This is a genomic window from Chthonomonas sp. (genome assembly GCF_035294165.1).
GTDB lineage: Bacteria > Armatimonadota > Chthonomonadetes > Chthonomonadales > Chthonomonadaceae > Chthonomonas.
In genome coordinates, this window is record NZ_DATGLN010000015.1 from 1 (window position 1) to 17647 (window position 17647).

General features: G+C 55.8%; 12 protein-coding genes. 10 read left to right on the plus strand and 2 right to left on the minus strand.

Going from position 1 to position 17647, the window contains the following annotated elements; genetic code table 11:
* From VKV29_RS00360 to VKV29_RS00400, 9 genes are all read left to right on the plus strand, one after another.
* Positions 1-409: hypothetical protein (locus tag VKV29_RS00360; RefSeq protein WP_324199309.1), on the plus strand; the 409-nt coding region annotated here is incomplete at its 5' end.
* Between the two features lie 366 nt (positions 410-775).
* The gene (locus tag VKV29_RS00365) at positions 776-1735 is read left to right on the plus strand and encodes an NAD(P)-dependent oxidoreductase (RefSeq protein ID WP_324199310.1); all 960 of its coding nucleotides are present in this window, start codon (positions 776-778) and stop codon (positions 1733-1735) included.
* Positions 1736-1750: 15 nt separating this feature from the next.
* Positions 1751-2827, plus strand: coding sequence for a kinase (locus VKV29_RS00370; protein WP_324199311.1), 1077 nt, complete (start codon positions 1751-1753; stop codon positions 2825-2827).
* A gap of 11 nt (positions 2828-2838) precedes the next feature.
* Positions 2839-3792 (plus strand): NAD-dependent epimerase/dehydratase family protein, encoded by a 954-nt coding sequence (locus tag VKV29_RS00375; RefSeq protein ID WP_324199312.1) that lies wholly within the window; start codon positions 2839-2841, stop codon positions 3790-3792.
* A gap of 30 nt (positions 3793-3822) precedes the next feature.
* Positions 3823-4788, plus strand: a complete 966-nt coding sequence (locus tag VKV29_RS00380; protein WP_324199313.1) for a thiamine pyrophosphate-dependent dehydrogenase E1 component subunit alpha — start codon at positions 3823-3825, stop codon at positions 4786-4788.
* On the plus strand, positions 4763-5809 hold the full coding sequence (locus VKV29_RS00385) for an alpha-ketoacid dehydrogenase subunit beta (protein ID WP_324199314.1): 1047 nt from the start codon (positions 4763-4765) through the stop codon (positions 5807-5809). The genes VKV29_RS00380 and VKV29_RS00385 overlap by 26 nt, the downstream gene beginning before the upstream one ends.
* Position 5810: 1 nt before the next feature.
* Complete coding sequence (locus tag VKV29_RS00390) at positions 5811-7082, plus strand: DegT/DnrJ/EryC1/StrS family aminotransferase (RefSeq protein ID WP_324199315.1); 1272 nt, start codon at positions 5811-5813, stop codon at positions 7080-7082.
* Positions 7083-7092: 10 nt separating this feature from the next.
* Positions 7093-10440, plus strand: a complete 3348-nt coding sequence (locus VKV29_RS00395) for a glycosyltransferase (protein ID WP_324199316.1) — start codon at positions 7093-7095, stop codon at positions 10438-10440.
* A 228-nt stretch (positions 10441-10668) separates the two neighbouring features.
* Positions 10669-10878, plus strand: a complete 210-nt coding sequence (locus VKV29_RS00400) for a hypothetical protein (RefSeq protein ID WP_324199317.1) — start codon at positions 10669-10671, stop codon at positions 10876-10878.
* Here the strand turns inward: VKV29_RS00400 and VKV29_RS00405 are convergent.
* Positions 10875-13601: a hypothetical protein gene (locus tag VKV29_RS00405; protein ID WP_324199318.1), complete on the minus strand. Its 2727-nt coding sequence runs from the start codon at positions 13599-13601 to the stop codon at positions 10875-10877. The genes VKV29_RS00400 and VKV29_RS00405 overlap by 4 nt on opposite strands.
* A gap of 116 nt (positions 13602-13717) precedes the next feature.
* On the opposite strand from VKV29_RS00405, the gene VKV29_RS00410 reads away from it, so the two are divergent.
* Positions 13718-14950: a glycoside hydrolase family 57 protein gene (locus VKV29_RS00410; protein WP_324199319.1), complete on the plus strand. Its 1233-nt coding sequence runs from the start codon at positions 13718-13720 to the stop codon at positions 14948-14950.
* 5 nt (positions 14951-14955) lie between these two features.
* Here the strand turns inward: VKV29_RS00410 and uvrA are convergent.
* Positions 14956-17647, minus strand: a 2692-nt coding sequence (gene uvrA / locus VKV29_RS00415; RefSeq protein ID WP_324199320.1) for an excinuclease ABC subunit UvrA, incomplete at its 5' end; no start/stop codon positions are given.

Here is a 17647-nt window from a genome sequence, read left to right on the forward strand (position 1 = left end):
TTATCCCCCCGCACCAGGAAGCCTGCGTATAGACCCTCCAGTTGTCCATATTACCAAAGACCAGGCGGCTAAAAGCGCTCTAGAAGCCCTTAAACAGGCCATTACACAAGGTCATACCTTCATACGAACCGCTCCACCCGGAGGGAGAGTACCTCCACGTAATGTCATACAGCCAGGAACAAGCGAATTAACAATAACACGCATGAATTTATGCTATGCGGCTGTAGAGCGAAGCCCTCATCGGTTTCGTCTCCATCTATGCTGGGTTGTAGATTTCGACCAAATAGTTCATGGGAAACCGGTGCCCTTGAATGCCTTACAGTATACAACCGAGGTGGACGTGGACGCGGCAACCGGACGTGTTATGCTTATTGAGTGGCCTGTACCCTTTTTTATACCACTCAAATAGCCAAGCACCTCTCATCGGGGATTGTAGTTGGAGATATCTTATTAAAGACACCGGTTTCTTAACGTGACACTCCACCTGGTCAAAAGACCAACGACTTCGCGCAGCTGCCCGCGGGCTACGCGAACATGGTAGGGTAGGCACAAGACCTACCCCTACAATGCGCCTCTCCTTTTACGGTGGGCTAAAGCCCTGCATTGTCATAAAATGGCCGCAAGGAGCATCCTATGTTTTTTCCTTATCCTTGTCTACCGCTTCAAACGTCATGGGACATGACAAGTACACCCTCCCCTGCAAAAAGGCCTGCCGTCTTCCGATAAAAGAAGAAGGATGAAGCGATAAACTGACCCAAGGAAGAGGGCATCGGTCTTGAACGCAAACGACATTCCGCTGAGACGCTCCCTCCTCGTTACCGGAGCAGCGGGCTACCTAGGAGCCGTGTTTTGTGAGCAGGCCCTGCAAGCGGGCTATCATATTGTAGGGGTAGACAATCTGCTCTATAACCAAACTAGCCTCCTGCATCTCTGCAGCCATCCAAACTTCGATTTCGTCCAAGGCGACATACGCGATAAGCAGCTCATGTGCTCGCTTCTACGTCGTGCCGATGCCATCGTCAACTTCGCGGGTGTCGTGGGCGCCCCGGCCTGTGATCGCGACCCTTGGTTGGCGCGTGAGGTCAATTTCGAGGCCGTAAAACAGCTCAATCGCCTTCGTAGTCCTCAGCAACTCTTCCTCCAGCCCACCAGCAACAGCGGCTACGGCACCAAATCCGGTGAGACCTTCTGTACAGAAGAGACGCCCCTAGAGCCTATCTCCCTCTATGGACGCACAAAAGTTGAGGCCGAATCGGAGCTGCTGGCCAGCTCAAACGCCATCTCTCTGCGCCTAGCCACTGTGTTTGGCCCCTCGCCGCGAATGCGTCTTGACCTCCTCGTGAACCATTTCGTCTATACGGCCGTCACCGATCGCTACCTTGTGCTTTTTGAAGCAGGCTTCAAGCGCAACTACGTGCACATTCGCGATGTGGCCGATGGCTTTCTGTTCTGCTTGGAGCATGCCGACAGGATGGTGGGGCAAGCCTACAACTTAGGCCTCGACAGCGCCAACCTTTCTAAATACGAGCTGGCGCTAAAAGTGAAAGAGTTCGTTCCCGAATTTCATATTGTCTGCTCCGAAATAGGCTCCGACCCCGATAAGCGCAACTACATTGTCTCTAGCGAAAAGCTCAGGCGCATGGGCTTTGAGGCTAAGAGAGGCCTGGAAGAGGGCATTCAAGAGCTGCTGAAAGCCTATGCGCTTTTTGGGCGACGACCTTTTAGAAATATCTAACGGCGAGAACCTATCATGATCATCAGTAGAACTCCCTATCGCATCTCTTTTTTCGGCGGAGGAACCGACTACCCGGCCTGGTTTCGCACCTACGGCGGCGCCGTGCTTGCCGCCACCATTGACAAATACTGCTATCTCTGCTGCCGCTATCTACCGCCTTTCTTCGATTTCCGGTATCGTGTGGTCTATGCGCGAACCGAGAGCACAACCACAATAGATGCCATCGAACATCCGGCAGTGCGAGAAGTCCTACGTTTTTTGCAGATAGAGCGAGGCCTCTCTATTCAACACGATGGCGATCTGCCGGCACGCAGCGGCATGGGCTCCAGCTCCGCCTTCACCGTGGGATTGTTGAACGCCCTTCATGCCCTCAAAGGACAAATAGCCACCCAACAGCAGCTAGCCCAAGAGGCTATCGAAGTTGAACAGGAGCGTCTGAAAGAGACGGTCGGCTGCCAAGACCAGATTATGGCCGCCTATGGAGGCATTAATCACATCACCTTTTTACCGGATAGCCAATTTCTCGTGAGACCGGTTACCCTCGCTCCAGAACGACTTTCGGAATTGAACACCAGCCTCATGTTGTTTTACACGGGAGTAAAACGAACTGCAGCTCAAGTGGCCGAGACCTATGTGCAACACCTCAGCGCCAAAAAACAGCAGTTGCGAGTTATGAAAGCTCTCGTCGAGGAAGGCCTTTCTATACTAACAGGCCAGCGCGAAATGAGGGAGTTCGGCGAGTTGCTGCATGAGGGTTGGGAGCTAAAGCGCTCCCTCAGCAATGCAGTGAGCAACCAGCGCATTGACGCCATCTATGAGACCGCACGCAAGGCCGGGGCTCTCGGTGGAAAAATCACCGGGGCCGGCGGAGGAGGCTTTCTTCTGCTCTTTGTGCCCCCAGAAAACCAACCCGCCGTGAAAGAGGCACTCGCCAACCTCATCCATGTACCTTTCCACTTCGACTTCTCCGGCAGCCGCATCATCTACTTCGACCCAGAAACCGACTACGCCATCGTGGAACAAGAACGAATGCGGCAACCGCTCACCGAATTCGAGGAGCTAGCCGTCACCACGCCACCACAGGCAGCTTAGGAAAACCCTCTATGAACCTAGATAGACATACAAAGATTTGGATAGCCGGTTCCGATACGTTCCTAGGCTCGGCTTTGTTAAGAGCTTTTCAACGCGCCGGCTATACACACTGTTTGGGCGACCCGACAGGCATAGACCTCACCGACCCAGCCGATGTAGAGATGCTGCTAGCTCGCTTTAGGCCCACCGTCGTTCTCGTTGCAGCAGGCCTCTCCGGCGGGATCGGGTTGAATAAACATCAGCCGGCCAACCTAATGACACACAACCTGCAGATGATCACCAATATCCTTCCGGCGGCGCACTACTTTGGGGTGAAGCGGCTGCTTTACTTCGCAAGCTCCTGCATCTATCCGAGAGAGTGCCCCATGCCGGCACGCGAGGAGATGTTGATGACCGGGCCTATGGAACCGACCAGCGAGTTCTACTCTACGGCAAAACTGACCGGCCTGAAACTCTGTGAGGCATTTCATCGGCAGTACGGCGCCGATTTCTTCGGCGTGATCCCCACAAACCTCTACGGTCCTCAAGATGTCCTAGACCCCGAACGCGCCCATGTCGTAGGTGCCCTGCTGAACCGCATCGGCTGGGCTAAACACATGCAGCTGCCGGAAGTGCAAGTTTGGGGCACAGGCAACGTACGACGCGAGCTGCTGCATGTAGACGATGCAGCAGAGGCGGCAGTGCTGCTAACGGAGCGCTATGTGGGGGGGAAACCGGTGAATATCGGGGGCGGCGAAGTGTATAGCGTTCGTGAGCTGGCCGAAAAGATCGGCGAGGTGGTGGGCTACACAGGACGCCTCTGCTTCGATACCTCACGGCCAGACGGTGCTCCCTACAAGGCGCTTGATGGGCGTATTCTGGAAGAGCTGGGGTGGAGACCACGGCGCACATTGGTTGAGGGGTTGCAAGAGATGTGGAACCACTTCTTGGAGTTGCTCTCCGGCGAGCAGCGCAAAGTGGCCTAGGAGTTGAACGAGAAGGAGAAATCGTTAGCGATGCTGGTACGTTTCTACCGTGCGCTCTATCGCATACGCCGTGTTGAAGAGGAGATCGCTCGGATTTACCCTACCGATAAGATCAAAAGCCCATGCCATCTGTCTATCGGCCAGGAGGCCATCGCTGTGGCTGTATGCGAGGCGCTTCAACCGGAAGATGTGGTGTTTATGACCTATCGTGGGCATGCTCACTACCTTGCCAAAGGCGGTGATTTGAATCGCATGATCGCCGAGCTTTACGGCAAAGCCACCGGCTGCGCCAAAGGGAAAGGCGGCTCCATGCATCTGGTGGATGCCGAAGTGGGGGTTATGGGTGCCTCTGCAGTGGTAGGTACCTCGTTACCCCAATCGGTAGGCTATGCCTATGCCCTTAAAGTACGTAGGTCTAACGCCATTGTGGCCAGCTTCTTTGGAGACGGGGCCACCGAAGAGGGTGCCGCGCACGAAAGCCTCAACTTCGCCGCCTTAAAGCGTCTGCCGGTGCTCTTCGTTTGTGAGAACAACGGCTATGCAATCCATTCTCGTCAGCAGGCACGACAGGCCAACCCAGACCTCTGTAGCTGGGCAGGCTCCTACGGTCTGCCAACCGCGAAAGCCGATAGCAACGACATCTTCGGCCTTTATGAAACGGCCCAACAGGCCGTCGAGCACGTACGACGCGGGCGCGGCCCCTACTTCCTCGAATGCCTTACCTACCGTTGGAAAGAGCATGTGGGGCCGGGAGACGATTTCCACGCCGGCTATCGCTCTTCGGATGAGTTACAGCCATGGCAGGAGAAAGACCCATTGCGCGTGCTGGCCCAACAGCTAGAGCCTACAGTGCGCTGCGCCATAGAGACGGAAATCGAGAAGGAGATTGCGACGGCTTTCGCTTTCGCCGAAGAGTCGCCTTGGCCTAACCCATCAGAACTATTTACCGATACCTTCCACGAGGTGCAACATGGAGCGATTGTTAACGTGCGCTGAGGCCATTCATGAGGCCACCGAACAAGAGATGGCACGCGACCCCAGTGTGCTGGTTTTGGGACAAGGCGTAGACGATTTTCGCGGCATCTACGGCACCACAAAAGGACTGGCGCAGAAATTCGGCGCAGACCGCGTTTTCGACACCCCTCTTGCCGAAGATGGGATGACCGGAGTGGCCATCGGCGCCGCCCTTGCCGGAATGCGCCCCATCCATGTGCATATTCGCATGGACTTCCTTCTGCTCTGTATGAACCAACTCATCAACATCGCGGCCAAAAGCAGCTATATGTTCGGTGGCTCGCTGCATGTGCCTCTGGTCGTACGTAGCGTCATCGGGCGCAGTTGGGGGCAAGGCGCACAACATTCACAAGGGCTTCATGCCCTCTTCATGCATATTCCAGGGCTAAAAGTGGTGGCCCCAAGCACCCCCTACGACGCTAAAGGGCTTCTTATCGAGGCCATCCGTGACGACAATCCGGTGATCTTCGTGGAGCATCGCATGGTGCACGCCCTTAAAGGACATGTGCCGGAAGAAAGCTATACGGTTCCATTCGGTCGCGCACGCATCCTGGAGGAGGGAGACGATATTACTCTGGTCGGCATCTCACACATGGTGGTGGAGTGCCTTCGGGCTGCGCAGTGCTTGACTCAAATAGGCCTCCGGGCCGAGGTCATAGACCCTGTGTCGCTAAGCCCCTTAGACGCCGAAACCATTGTAAAATCGGTGCGCAAAACCGGAAAGCTGCTTGTTGTAGACACAGGGTGGACGCCCTGCGGCGCCGGTGCCGAGATAGTAACTCAGGTGGCCGAGCGATTGCAGGGCGAACAAGTTTTCCGTTTTGCGCGCATGGGCTACCAACCTGTTCCGTGTCCTACGACACCGGTTCTTGAGGAACTCTTCTACCCAACCCCCCAAACCATCGCCGCCACGGCCGCACGCCTTGTGCGTGGAGAAGCCCACGACTGGATGCCGGAAAAGATCGAAGCACCCGAACTCGTTCAATTCAAAGGACCTTTCTAAAATGACCGCCCAACCGAACTACCGTTCCAAAGAACACCTCCTAGAAAGCGAAACACCCGCCCCTTCCTCGGTCTCGGCCGCCATTGTGGCCTCCCGTCTGAACTGGCCGCTTATGCAGAACAACCTAACACGCGCCGATCTCGACGCCGTCATCGCCCTGCTGCAGCAGGAAGACCCAAAGCTGACACATGGAGAGCACGTTCTGGCCTTCGAGGAGGAATGGTCACGTTGGCTCGGCGTTCGCTACAGCGTTATGGTGAACTCAGGCGCGTCGGCTAACCTGCTAACGATGACGGCATTGCGTCTGCTGAAAGGGCCCGGCGAGGTCATCGTGCCCACCATTACCTGGGTTTCCGACATCGCCTCTGTCCTACAATGCGGTTTTACCCCCGTTTTTGTGGATATTGACCCTCATACCCTCGGCATGGACACCCGCCAGGTTTTGCAGAAACTAGGGCCAAACACTCGCGCCGTCTTTCTCACTCATGTGCTCGGCTACAATGCGCTTACAGACGAGCTGCTCGATGAGCTAGAGCAGCGCGGCATTCCCCTCATCGAAGATGTGTGCGAGTCGTATGGCGCCACCTTCAAGGGGCGCAAATTAGGCACTTTTGGCCTCATGAGCAACTTCTCCTTCTACTATGCGCACCACCTCACCACCATCGAAGGAGGCATGATCTCCACCAACTCTGAGGAGCTTTATGAGATGTTGCGAATGCTGCGCTCGCACGGCATGGTGCGCGAAGCTCACTCAAGAAACTGGCGCCATAGCTATAGTCGGCGTCACCCCGACCTCAACCCCGACTTTATCTTCGCCTACCCCGGCTACAATGTGAGACCAACGGAAATCAACGCCGTTATTGGGCGCTCACAGCTTCGGCGCCTCGATGCAAACAACGAAAAACGACGTGAGAACCTGCGCATCTTTCTAGAAAACCTCGACCCCCAAAAGTACTTTACCGAGTTCCGTACGGAGGGAAGCTGCAGCTACGCGCTCACGCTGGTGTTACGTGAACCCGATGAGGCGCTCTGCGCCAACGTCATGCTCACACTGCGCGCTCACGGGGTAGAGTTCCGCCGAGGCACGGCCGGAGGAGGGAACCAACTGCGCCAGCCTTATTTAGAAAATGTCGTCCCTCGTGGCATCTGGCATGACTACCCAGAGGCCGATCATATTCACTTTTACGGTTTTTACATCGGCAACTACCCCTCTCTTGAACGCCAGAAGATCGAACAGTTGTGCGCATTATTAAACTCGCTTTCGGGAAATTAAGGGAAAAAACATGCAGATACAACGAAGTGGGGCGAAACAGAACTATTTGGTTTCGGCCCTGGTGCCGCTCTATAATGCCGCACGGTTTCTGCCAGGCCTCATAGAAGACCTCGAAGCGCAAACTCTGGCTCCGCACCTCGAAATTGTGCTCTGCAACACGGCCTCACCTCAAAACGAACAGACCCTCCTTGCCGAATATATGCGTCGCTACCCCAACATCGTCTCTATCTATGTAGACCATCGAGAGAACGCTCATGAGGCGCTCAATCGGTGCATTCAGGTGGCAAGTGGGCGCTATCTCACACTCGCCTGTGCCGATGACCGGCATCGGCCCGATGCCCTTGAGAAAATGGTGCAAGCGCTTGAAACCCACCCCAATGTTGGGCTTGTCTACGCCGATAGCCTCATTACGAACGGCGAGAACGAAACCTTTGCCAACAACAACGCCCACGCCGTTTTTCGCTGGCCAGAATATAGCCTGCGTCAAGCGCTCATGTATGCTATGTTCGGGCCCCAGCCGATGTGGCGACGTGAGGCGCACGACAAAGTTGGCCTCTTCGACCCAAACCTTGTCGTTGTGGGAGATTACGACCTGTTTTTGCGGATCGCGCACGGTTGCGGCGCCTACCATTTGCCGGAGATTTTGGGGCTGTTTCGGGCAGGAGGCCTCTCGATGAGTGGCAACGATGCGTGTACCAAAGAGACGTTGCAGGTGCTACGCCGCCATCGTTCCTCAATTCCGCTTGAGGATATCTACCCCGGTCTGAATGCCGAATGGAACGGCGACGCCTTTGCCCGTGCAGCCGCTCTCATGGACTATGCGCGCTCCCTGCTCGTCGCCTCCAGTGTCCCAGCAGACATCGAGTTTGTACACTCCCTCTACGAGGAGGCAAGAACGCTTATCGGTGACCACCCCATTCTATTAAACAACCTGGCGGTTCTCGCGTGGCTTAGGGGCCACATGAAAGAGGCCACGACAACGCTCGAAAAGCTTACGCTCTTTGGCATCCCCCTTGCACTGCAGAACCTGAATACAGTCCGATCGGCTCCTACCGGGCAAATGCTAAATCTCGCGGTGGGAACGTTGCGTCATCCCGTAGTGCGTACACTGCCCGAACTTCTGCCGCCCAACTTGGTGCAACAACCTTGGAGCAAAGCATGCCCGCAATCGCTTCTCTTGCCAGATGGACGCAAAGCCGATAAAAGCGCCCTCTCCTTTATCGTAATTACCGGCGGCAACAGGCAAAACCTCATCGCCCTGATCGTTCAAAGCATTCGCAAGCAGCGCATCCCCAAGTACGAGATTTTGATCTGCGGAAACTGCGAAGGGCTTCCGTTCGATGGTGAAGATGTTACGCTTATCCCCTGTTCAGACCTCGCCGCACAAGGTAGGCTGGGCGCCATGCGAAACTGCGGCGCCGCTCGGGCACATTATGAGACCCTTGTGTTTTTAGACGACGATTGTCTCCTAGATTCAGAGTGGTATGCGAACCTCCTAAAAGGCCCAGATAGATTCGACGTGCTCACCATGCAGGTGCGTATGCCAGACGGTACGCGCTACTGGGATCGCGTTACCAAGGCATCACAACGGGGCCAAATGATTCTCTGCGAAGGAGAAGAGGATAACAACATCTACGCCACAGGCGGGGCCTCCCTCATGCGCGCTGAGGTCGCTCGAATAGTGCGCTGGAACGACCATCTAAAAGTGGGTGAAGAAGAAGATATAGACTTTTCGCGCCGCTGTCAAGCCATGGGCTACTCCATAGGCCATCTCTCCGATTGCCTCATTTACCACGCCGACGCTACCTATACCTCGCTGGGCCGCTGGGTTTATCGCCGTAAAGAGGGACGTACGCACGAATGGATACTCACAATAGAAACGCAAGACCCTCTGCAACTCTATTCCGAAGCTTTGGCTCGTTTTGAAAGAGGAGAGTTGGCAGAAAGTGTTGACTGCCTGCGCTGGGGCCTGCTGAATCATCCAACGAATCCCGAGTTTCGATTCGGGTTGTCCACCATCACCTTCCTTGCCGGCGGGAATCTACCGAACAACGCCTGGTATCCCAACGGCTGGCCGCGCTTCTCCCAATGGCTGGCCGAACTTCAAGAGGCTACAACGATGGCCTCTCCTTTGGAACCGGCACCGTGCGTGGAGCACCGAGATCGCCCTCTTTCCCCCTATTTCTTTGCTTCCCAAACCGATGTGAAGGCCATACCTCCTCTGTTTCAAACCCTCCGTGAAACACGAGAGGCCCCAGATGCCCTGCTTTTCGCCTGGAAGCAGGCCGGCATAACTCCTAAGTTATGCGTGCGACCCTGCAGCTCTCAGGCTCCGCAATATCCTTTGCTTGAGGCAGCCTTAATCAAAGCGCATCTGCTGGAGGATGGTGCGACCAAAGCCGATCTGCATATAACATTCGCCCCCAATGAAGAGCCATCCGTAGAAGCCGATATTCACGTTGGACGTCTGCAATGGCCAACACTACTTCCACCCTCTGCATGGACCGGCGCATGCCAAAAGCTCGACCGTATTTGGGTGCCCACATTCTTTCACCGAGAGAGGCTACTCGAAGTTGGTATAGCCGCCGATAAAGTAAGCATAGTTCCATTTGCTGTTAACTTAGACCGATATCGCCCTAAGACACACGGGCATCCACCAACCTCGGTGTTAAAGGGTATGCGCCGCTTTAACTTCCTCGCGCACTTCGAATGGAGCCGCACATACGCCTGGGAGACCCTCGTCCGCGCCTTCCTTCAGGCGTTTCGACCGGAGGAGGATGTCGCGCTGGTGCTCCATCCTTTTGCCCTGCAGGAAAACACCGCCCAACGGATGCAACAGGAGTTAACCCATTGCCTTCTCCCCATGCTGGGCGCTCAGCCCCACCCCAGCATTGTGTTGCAGACGACACCATTGGAACCGGAGATTCTACAGGCGCTCTATCGTGAGTGTCACTGCTTTGTCTCGGTGGCGCGAACAGCCGACATAAAACGTTCGGCCATAGAAAGCATGGCCTATGGCCGCCCGGTGATCGCGCCGTCTTGGGGTGCCATGCAAGAGTTTCTTTCGGAGGAGACGGGCTATCCGGTACAGGCTACGGAAACACCTGTGAACTTCGTGGCGGCGCTAGAGAAGCCGTGGCTTCGAGAAGGGCGCTGGGTTGATATTGACGAGGCCGACCTCAGCCGGCAGATGCGTGCCGCTTTCGAGAATCCAACCGAGGCCGATGCACGGGGCGAGCAGGCGCGTCTGTTTTTAAAACAGCACCATGACTATCGCGTGGTCGCTCCAATTCTTCAGCAAGAGCTAGACTTTTTGGGCATGAAGAATCCCCTCATTGTTATCGAGTATCCATTATAGGGATACTCCGCTCGATCTAAAGCCCAGCGGCTTCTGGCAGCTACCTGCGAGCTACGCGGACATGAGGGAGAATAGGTACTGTAGGGTAGGCCTTGTGCCTACCCCCCTACGGTCATGAATAGTCCATCCCCCTTCTGCTAGACAAATATATGCTTGCGCTCCTGAAAAGAACACCGTATAATGAATGTACCTATACCATTCCGAATAAAATGCGCAGGTGAGCTGTCCATGCGATCCATTTTAACTCCCGCCCAAAAGGCTGCAAACGCCCTTAAGCGCGCCGAGCGCGCGCTCCGCGACTGGCAAGACGACCCGGCCAGCCCACGCCGTGATGTAGATAAGATGCTTGCGGCTTTGGCCGAGTTGCGAATGCTGGTTCAAGCCCACCTTTTAGAGGAAATAGAGCAACGCACCGCTAACCCGCCCTCTAATCGCTAGCGCCTTGCACTTTGTGCCCCCACTCTTATTGTTAATGAGGCCTTTCCTTCTAGTGCGACTACTAACCTTCCTGTCGGTTGGTCGAAGGTTGTGGTGCCCGTCTGCGCCGGCTTGCCGTTAACCAACACCTCCGGCTTCGTTTGAAAACCGCTCACAAGCACATAGTATCTTCCCTTCGACCAGCCGTTCACCTCACAGGTCACCCCGTTTTTGGTCTCCCGCACCGCTGCTATCTCTCCTGGTGCCTGCAGCAGCAGATGATGTTTTAGAAAGGCATGAAGCGAATAGAGCGGTGTTTTACGGAAGAGAGAGGGAAGTTCCGCAAAGAGGGTGCAGGGATTGATGGCCGGGTCATTGCGAATTTGGCCTTTCAGATTGAAAGAGTCGGGCAGCAGTCCCTGTCGCAACGGGTCAGAGCCAACCGGCCAGGTCTGTTGAATGCCGGAGATCGTGATTCCATCGGCGATCTGTCGCCATGGCCCTTTGGGATCAAACGGGGCCAACTGATAGAGGGCGCTTGCGTAGACAAGGCCACACCACTGCACCGGTAGGCCCATCCAGTTTGGGGCAACCCAGTGCGTTGCTCCGAAGACGGGCGGGGTGGCGTAAGGCCCAACGGCTTGGCCGGTAGGATTGTAGAGATAGACAAAAGGAAGCCCCGTCCATGCCCACGCCTTGGCGCGTTCGAGAAACGCCTTATCTCCGGTCAGCATGTAACCAAGCACAAACGCATGCACGAGGTGAGCAGACGCCAAAATATCGGGCGTATGCAGCGGTACCTCCCACGACTGTGCCCCTCGAGGCACCGTGTTATCGAACTGTTCAAGAGCGCGCAGATGCTGCAGCGCCAGGGTGATGAGCGTGGGGTCACCGGAGGCAATGGCGTTCTGCAGAAGGCCTACCACCACGCCGGCTGTAAGCCCGTTTGCAGTACGTGTGGGGTTGGTACTTGCCAAATCCTCCCCATGGGGCGGTGGAGTGTAGAGGATGGTACCCTCCGGTGTAAACTGCGATAGAGTATTGCGGGCCGCAGCGGCCGCAGTGTCGGCGTTCTCTATCACATGCCCAAAAACGAGCGAAGGCATAGGAAAGCGTACATGCCCTATCCCCGCACTGTTTAAATCCTGCGGAGGCACAGCCGAGAGATAGCGCCTGGCTCCTTCCTCAAGCTCTTGAGCTAGGGCAGCATTGGCCCCCTGCTCTGCCGCATAGAGCATCATGGCGGGCGCATCGGCGACGGGCTGAGGCCCAAAGTTTGGGTAGGCATGGCGCAACCTATCCCCCTCAACAATACCGGAATGGAGCCACCCCGCCGCAGCCAAGTGGAGGCAGCCCTGCCAATCGAGATGCGCGTCAGGGAGGTGAGGCAGTCCCCATAGACTTATGTAGCGTTGAATGGCCGGAACAACGGTTTGTCCATCGCCACAGAGAATGTAGGCCGTACCATGGAAGGGCTTTTCTGGAGAAAGGATAACGCCATCGTATGGAAGCAGACTTCCCTCATCTCGATTAAGGCCGTTAGAGCCGGGGAAGAGGATCCCCATACCCTGTGCACCAGAGTGAAATTGCCTATCCGGCGTATCAAAGAGAGCGCACACATTCGGCTCCATCTGCCAGGAGAGGGCGATCCAACGGTGTTGCGCGGCCACCACCATCAGCGGGAAAGTTATCTTCTCGGTATCCGGCACCTGGCGATTGGCCTGTGGGCCGCGAATATCGGCCTGGCTGCTGGAAGGCTCATCCGGTCCGAGGTACTCTAGCCCAGGGAAGAGCGCCTGGGTCTTGTGCTGCCCAAAGCTGCCCAACCCCGGAAAAAGCAGAAAGACAGGCAGGAACACGACGTTGCGGGGCTGGCTGACATTGGCCTCTATATCCACCTGAATGAGGTTGGGTGCAGCAGCAGAAAACGTTTGGCGAAACCTCCATGTGGCACCGTCGGGGTCTTGCAGGGTGGTGTGTACCACGAGAGCACCCCCCTCTTTTTCCGCGGAGGTGGTGCCTTTGAGAGGGATAAAACGGGCCTCGCCGTTCTCCATATAGCCGATAAGGGCTTTATTATCGCCGGCAGCCATGGTCTCCCCTCGAAACCTCACCACAAAGTCGCCCATCTGATCGGGATTTTGCAGCAGCTCTAAGGAACCGCTTTGCAGACGGAGCGCTTTTGGCGAAAGAACCGGCACCGTCGGACGCGGCCATAGAGGTGGCTGAAGGATGACTCGCCTTTCAAAAGCCATCCAGGCCACGGTACAGACGCCTTGATCGCCCGGAGGGTCGAAACGAATCTGATAGCGAGGGCCTAGCGGAGGAATAGGCATGCGCAGTGTAGCCCACCGTTTTGCGGGAACAGGGAACCGAATGGAAGCTAGCTCGGTGGGTGTGGTGCCGGCAGGAAAGTAAAAAAGCTGCCCGACACCGCCTTGCTCCGAATAGAGATGGATGGAAAACCAGAGCGGCTGGTTTGGGGGATAGTCGAAAACAGGGCCGAAGAGGTAGGGGTCTTCCCCACCAATGCGTATCTGCAAGCCTTCGGCAGTTTGCGATAGGCCGGTAATATCGTGGGTCGGCTGCCATTGCCGGGCATATTGAACTTGACGAAGGTCGAAACGTACGATCCCTTGAGCCTCCGCTTTGGCGCCAAACCCCGTTCCAATAAGCAGAAGACAGAAGATGAGGTAGAGGTCGCTTCTGCCTAGTAACGCTTGGAAGCAGTCGCTACAGAGCATCGGTGAAAACTCCTAAAAGAGGGGCTATTTGTATTTGTGTGGCGTTCCAGATATACTTACATGGGGAAAGACGTTTCTCCTGCCTGCCCTGCTTTTTCAGAAAGGAATAGAGGCCTGTGACCCTAGTCACCTTCTTTTTTTTCGCTCATCAGCCGTTTCGTCTTAGCGCCTACGAACAGCGTGGCTCACGTCGTGATTTGGCACCGGAGGAGTTTTATGACACCTATTTCGACGATGCCCTAAACCGTCAAATCTTTCAACGAGTGGCCGAAAAATGCTACTATCCGGCTTCAAAGATACTGCTAGAGCTTGTCCGTGAACATAAGGACACCGAAAAACCGTTTAAATTCGCCTTTGGGCTTTCGGGCACGCTCCTAGAACAGGCCCAACGCTACGACCCGGGCGTTATTGCGCTTTGGCAAGAGCTTGCAGCCACTGGCTGTGTCGAGTTTACCGGTGAGACCTACTACCACTCATTAAGCAGCCTCTTCCCCGGAGACAGAACGGAGTTTCATGAGCAGTGCCGACTTCACGCCGATACCATCGAACGCCTGTTCGGCAGGCGTCCTACCACCTTTCGGAACACAGAGTGCCTTTACAACGATACGGTGGCCTGGCATGTGCAACAGATGGGCTATGAGGGCATTATTACGGAGGGGGTAGATTGGGTTTTAGAGGGGTGGCGCTCGCCGGATTTCGTCTACGAGGCGCCCTGTGGCCTGCCCGTTCTGTTACGGAACTATCGCCTTTCCGACGATATTGCCTATCGTTTTCCGAATCGCCATTGGGACCAGTGGCCTTTAGATGCCGAAAAGTTCGCCTTCTGGCTCTCGACCAACACCGACATGAACGTGCTTTTGGCCATGGACTATGAGGCCTTCGGAGAGCACATCTGGGCCGATACGGGCATCTTCGACTTTCTGCGCAATCTTCCCGGAGCGATTAAACGTCACCCGCAGCTCGAATTTGTAACGCCCACAGAGGCCATTCGTCGTCTGCCCCGCGTGGGCACCATTCATGTGCACGATTTCGCAACCATTTCATGGGCAGACAAAGAGCGCGACACCTCTGCCTGGCTGGGCAACGAAATGCAACAGTTTGCTTTTGAAGAGATCAAACGCATGGAGGCACCCATTCGTGCTACAGGTCACCCAGAGTTTTTACGCATTTGGCGCCTGCTGCAGACAAGCGACCATCTCTACTACCTTTCAACAAAAGCCCTAAGCGACGGGGATGTCCATCAGTACTTTAGTGCCTATGGCTCACTCTTTGAGGCCTTTATACGCCTTCAAACCGCCTTGAGTGACCTGCTTCATCGGGCAGAACGCTATGTCGAGCAAGGCTCCTAACTCATCTACCCGTCTAACCCAAGAACCTTACGCAAGTAGCGGCCGGTGTGGCTTTCAGGTACCTCGGCCACCTTCTCCGGTGGGCCTTCGGCAATAATGCGCCCACCGGCATCGCCTCCCTCCGGCCCCAAATCCACAATCCAATCCGCCGTTTTGATGACATCGAGGTTGTGCTCAATATCCAGAACGGTATTGCCAGCATCTACTAGCCGATTCAACACACCGATAAGCTTCTCCACATCGGCGAAATGAAGCCCGGTGGTCGGCTCATCGAGAATGTAGATGGTGCGACCGGTGGGCCTTTTCGCCAATTCGGTGGCAAGCTTTACGCGCTGAGCTTCACCGCCGGAAAGCGTGGTGGCCGGCTGACCGAGCCGAATATAGTCTAACCCCACATCGTGCAGTGTTTTGAGCTTACGCACCAAAGGTGGCAGATTCTCAAATAGCTGGAGGGCTTCCGAAACCGTCATATCGAGCACATCGGCAATGGATTTTCCACGATACTTCACCTCAAGTGTCTCGCGGTTGTAGCGCTTGCCTTTACAAACCTCACAGGGAATATAGACGTCCGGCAGAAACTGCATCTCGATCTTTAGAATGCCGTCTCCCCTACAGTTTTCACAGCGCCCGCCCTTCACATTGAAAGAGAAGCGGCCCGGCTCATAGCCACGCATTCGCGCATCCGGCGTGCGGCTGAAGAGATCGCGAATAAGATCGAAGGCACCTGTGTAGGTGGCGGGATTAGATCGGGGCGTGCGTCCGATAGGCGCTTGGTCAATATCCACCACCTTATCCACAAACTCTAAACCGCGAATCGCCTCGTACGCCCCCCATACGGCATGCGTACCGTAGATATGGTGCATGAGTAGCGGGTAGAGGGTCTCTTGGATAAGTGTAGATTTGCCGCTGCCACTTACCCCGGTTACCACCACAAAAAGACCCAGTGGCACGCGAAGTGTTACATTTTTGAGGTTATGCTGGCGAGCGCCGATCAGCTCCAACCAGGCCTCTTTGGGAGCACGTCGCTGCTCGGGTACGGCAATGCGACGGCGGCCGCTGAGATACTGACCGGTAATAGAGGTAGGGTGACAGCGAATATCCTCAATCGTTCCTTGCGCCACTATCTGCCCACCATGTTCGCCGGCACCGGGGCCGATGTCAATAATCCAGTCGGCGGCCTCCATCGTCTCCTGATCGTGTTCCACCACAAGCACGGTGTTTCCGAGATCGCGCAGGCTCTTGAGCGTGTTGATCAATCGCGTGTTATCTCGCTGATGCAGGCCGATGGAAGGCTCGTCGAGAATGTAGAGCACCCCCATAAGGCCCGAGCCGATCTGGGTTGCAAGACGAATACGCTGTGCCTCCCCTCCCGCCAAAGTGCGCGCGCTTCTATCCAGTGTGAGATACTCCAGCCCGACGTTCAACAGAAACCCCAGTCGTGCCTTGATCTCACGAATAATCTGGCGCGCGATCATCGCCTCTCTCTCGGAAAGCGTCAACTGGTCGAAAAAGGCCTGCAACTTATCTAACGGCAGCGCACACAGCTCCGCAATGTTCTTACCGCCCACAAGCACGCAAAGGGCTTCGGGTTTGAGACGTTTACCCCGACAGGCCGGGCAGGGTCGCTCACTCTGATACTGCTCTAGTTCCTCACGAACGAGGTCGCTGCTCGTCTCTTGTAGCCGGCGCTCCAACATGGGGATAACGCCGGGGAACTCGGTGTCGAAATGGCGAACCCGCCCCCACCGATTGCGAAACTCCACCGTAACGTTGCCCTCCACGCCGTGCATAAGCGCATGAAACTGCGACTCGGAGAGCGCATTAAGAGGGGTATCCAGCGTGAAACCGAGTCGGCGTGCCGCGGCCTCAAACAGGCTTCGTTGGTAATCGTGCAGACCACCAGTGCTCGATTTTGGCGTGAAAGGCCGCAGCGCCCCACGATTAATGGAGAGACTGCGATCGGGTGCAATAAGCTGAGGGTCGAACTCCTTCATAAAGCCTAACCCATGGCATTCCGGGCAGGCGCCATAGGGTGAGTTGAAGGAAAAGAGCCGAGGCTCGATCTCGTCAAAGTTGAAGCCCTCTTCATCCGACGAAAACTTCTCGCTGAACCGTAACTCCTGCTCCGGTTGCCCCTCTTGGGCCAGCACCTGAACCACAGCAACGCCCTTGCCACGCTTTAGAGCCTGCTCCATCGAGTCGGCAACGCGAGTGCGAATGCCCTCTCGAATGACCAGACGGTCTATAACGATCTCAATGGTGTGCTGCTTATAGCGCTCCAGCGAGGGTATCTCCTCGCTGAGGTCCTTCGTCTCCCCATCAATGCGGGCGCGGGTAAAGCCTTCCTTTCGAATCTCCTCTAGCTCCTTGCGATACTCCCCCTTCCGCCCACGCACAATGGGGGCGAGAATCTGCACGCGGCTGCCCTCCGGCAAAGCAAGCACACGGTCTATCATCTCTTCGATAGATTGTTTGCTGAGAGGCTGGCCGGTTTTGGGGTCGTGAGGAACGCCGATTCGCGCAAACAGGAGACGCAGATAGTCGTAAACTTCCGTCACCGTGCCCACGGTGGAGCGGGGGTTCTTGCTGGTAGATTTTTGGTCAATCGAAACGGCGGGGCTAAGCCCATCAATCTGGTCTACATCCGGTTTTTCCTGAAGGCCGAGGAACTGGCGGGCATAGGCCGAGAGGCTTTCC

Excerpts from the sequence above, each read along its gene's own strand:
- VKV29_RS00385 (WP_324199314.1), top strand. The coding sequence starts at position 4,763 with ATGGAGCGATTGTTAACGTGCGCTGAGGCCATTCATGAGGCCACCGAA.
- VKV29_RS00370 (WP_324199311.1), top strand. The coding sequence starts at position 1,751 with ATGATCATCAGTAGAACTCCCTATCGCATCTCTTTTTTCGGCGGAGGA.
- VKV29_RS00400 (WP_324199317.1), top strand. The coding sequence starts at position 10,669 with ATGCGATCCATTTTAACTCCCGCCCAAAAGGCTGCAAACGCCCTTAAG.
- VKV29_RS00375 (WP_324199312.1), top strand. The coding sequence starts at position 2,839 with ATGAACCTAGATAGACATACAAAGATTTGGATAGCCGGTTCCGATACG.
- VKV29_RS00390 (WP_324199315.1), top strand. The coding sequence starts at position 5,811 with ATGACCGCCCAACCGAACTACCGTTCCAAAGAACACCTCCTAGAAAGC.
- VKV29_RS00405 (WP_324199318.1), bottom strand. The coding sequence starts at position 13,601 with ATGCTCTGTAGCGACTGCTTCCAAGCGTTACTAGGCAGAAGCGACCTC.
- VKV29_RS00380 (WP_324199313.1), top strand. The coding sequence starts at position 3,823 with ATGCTGGTACGTTTCTACCGTGCGCTCTATCGCATACGCCGTGTTGAA.
- VKV29_RS00395 (WP_324199316.1), top strand. The coding sequence starts at position 7,093 with ATGCAGATACAACGAAGTGGGGCGAAACAGAACTATTTGGTTTCGGCC.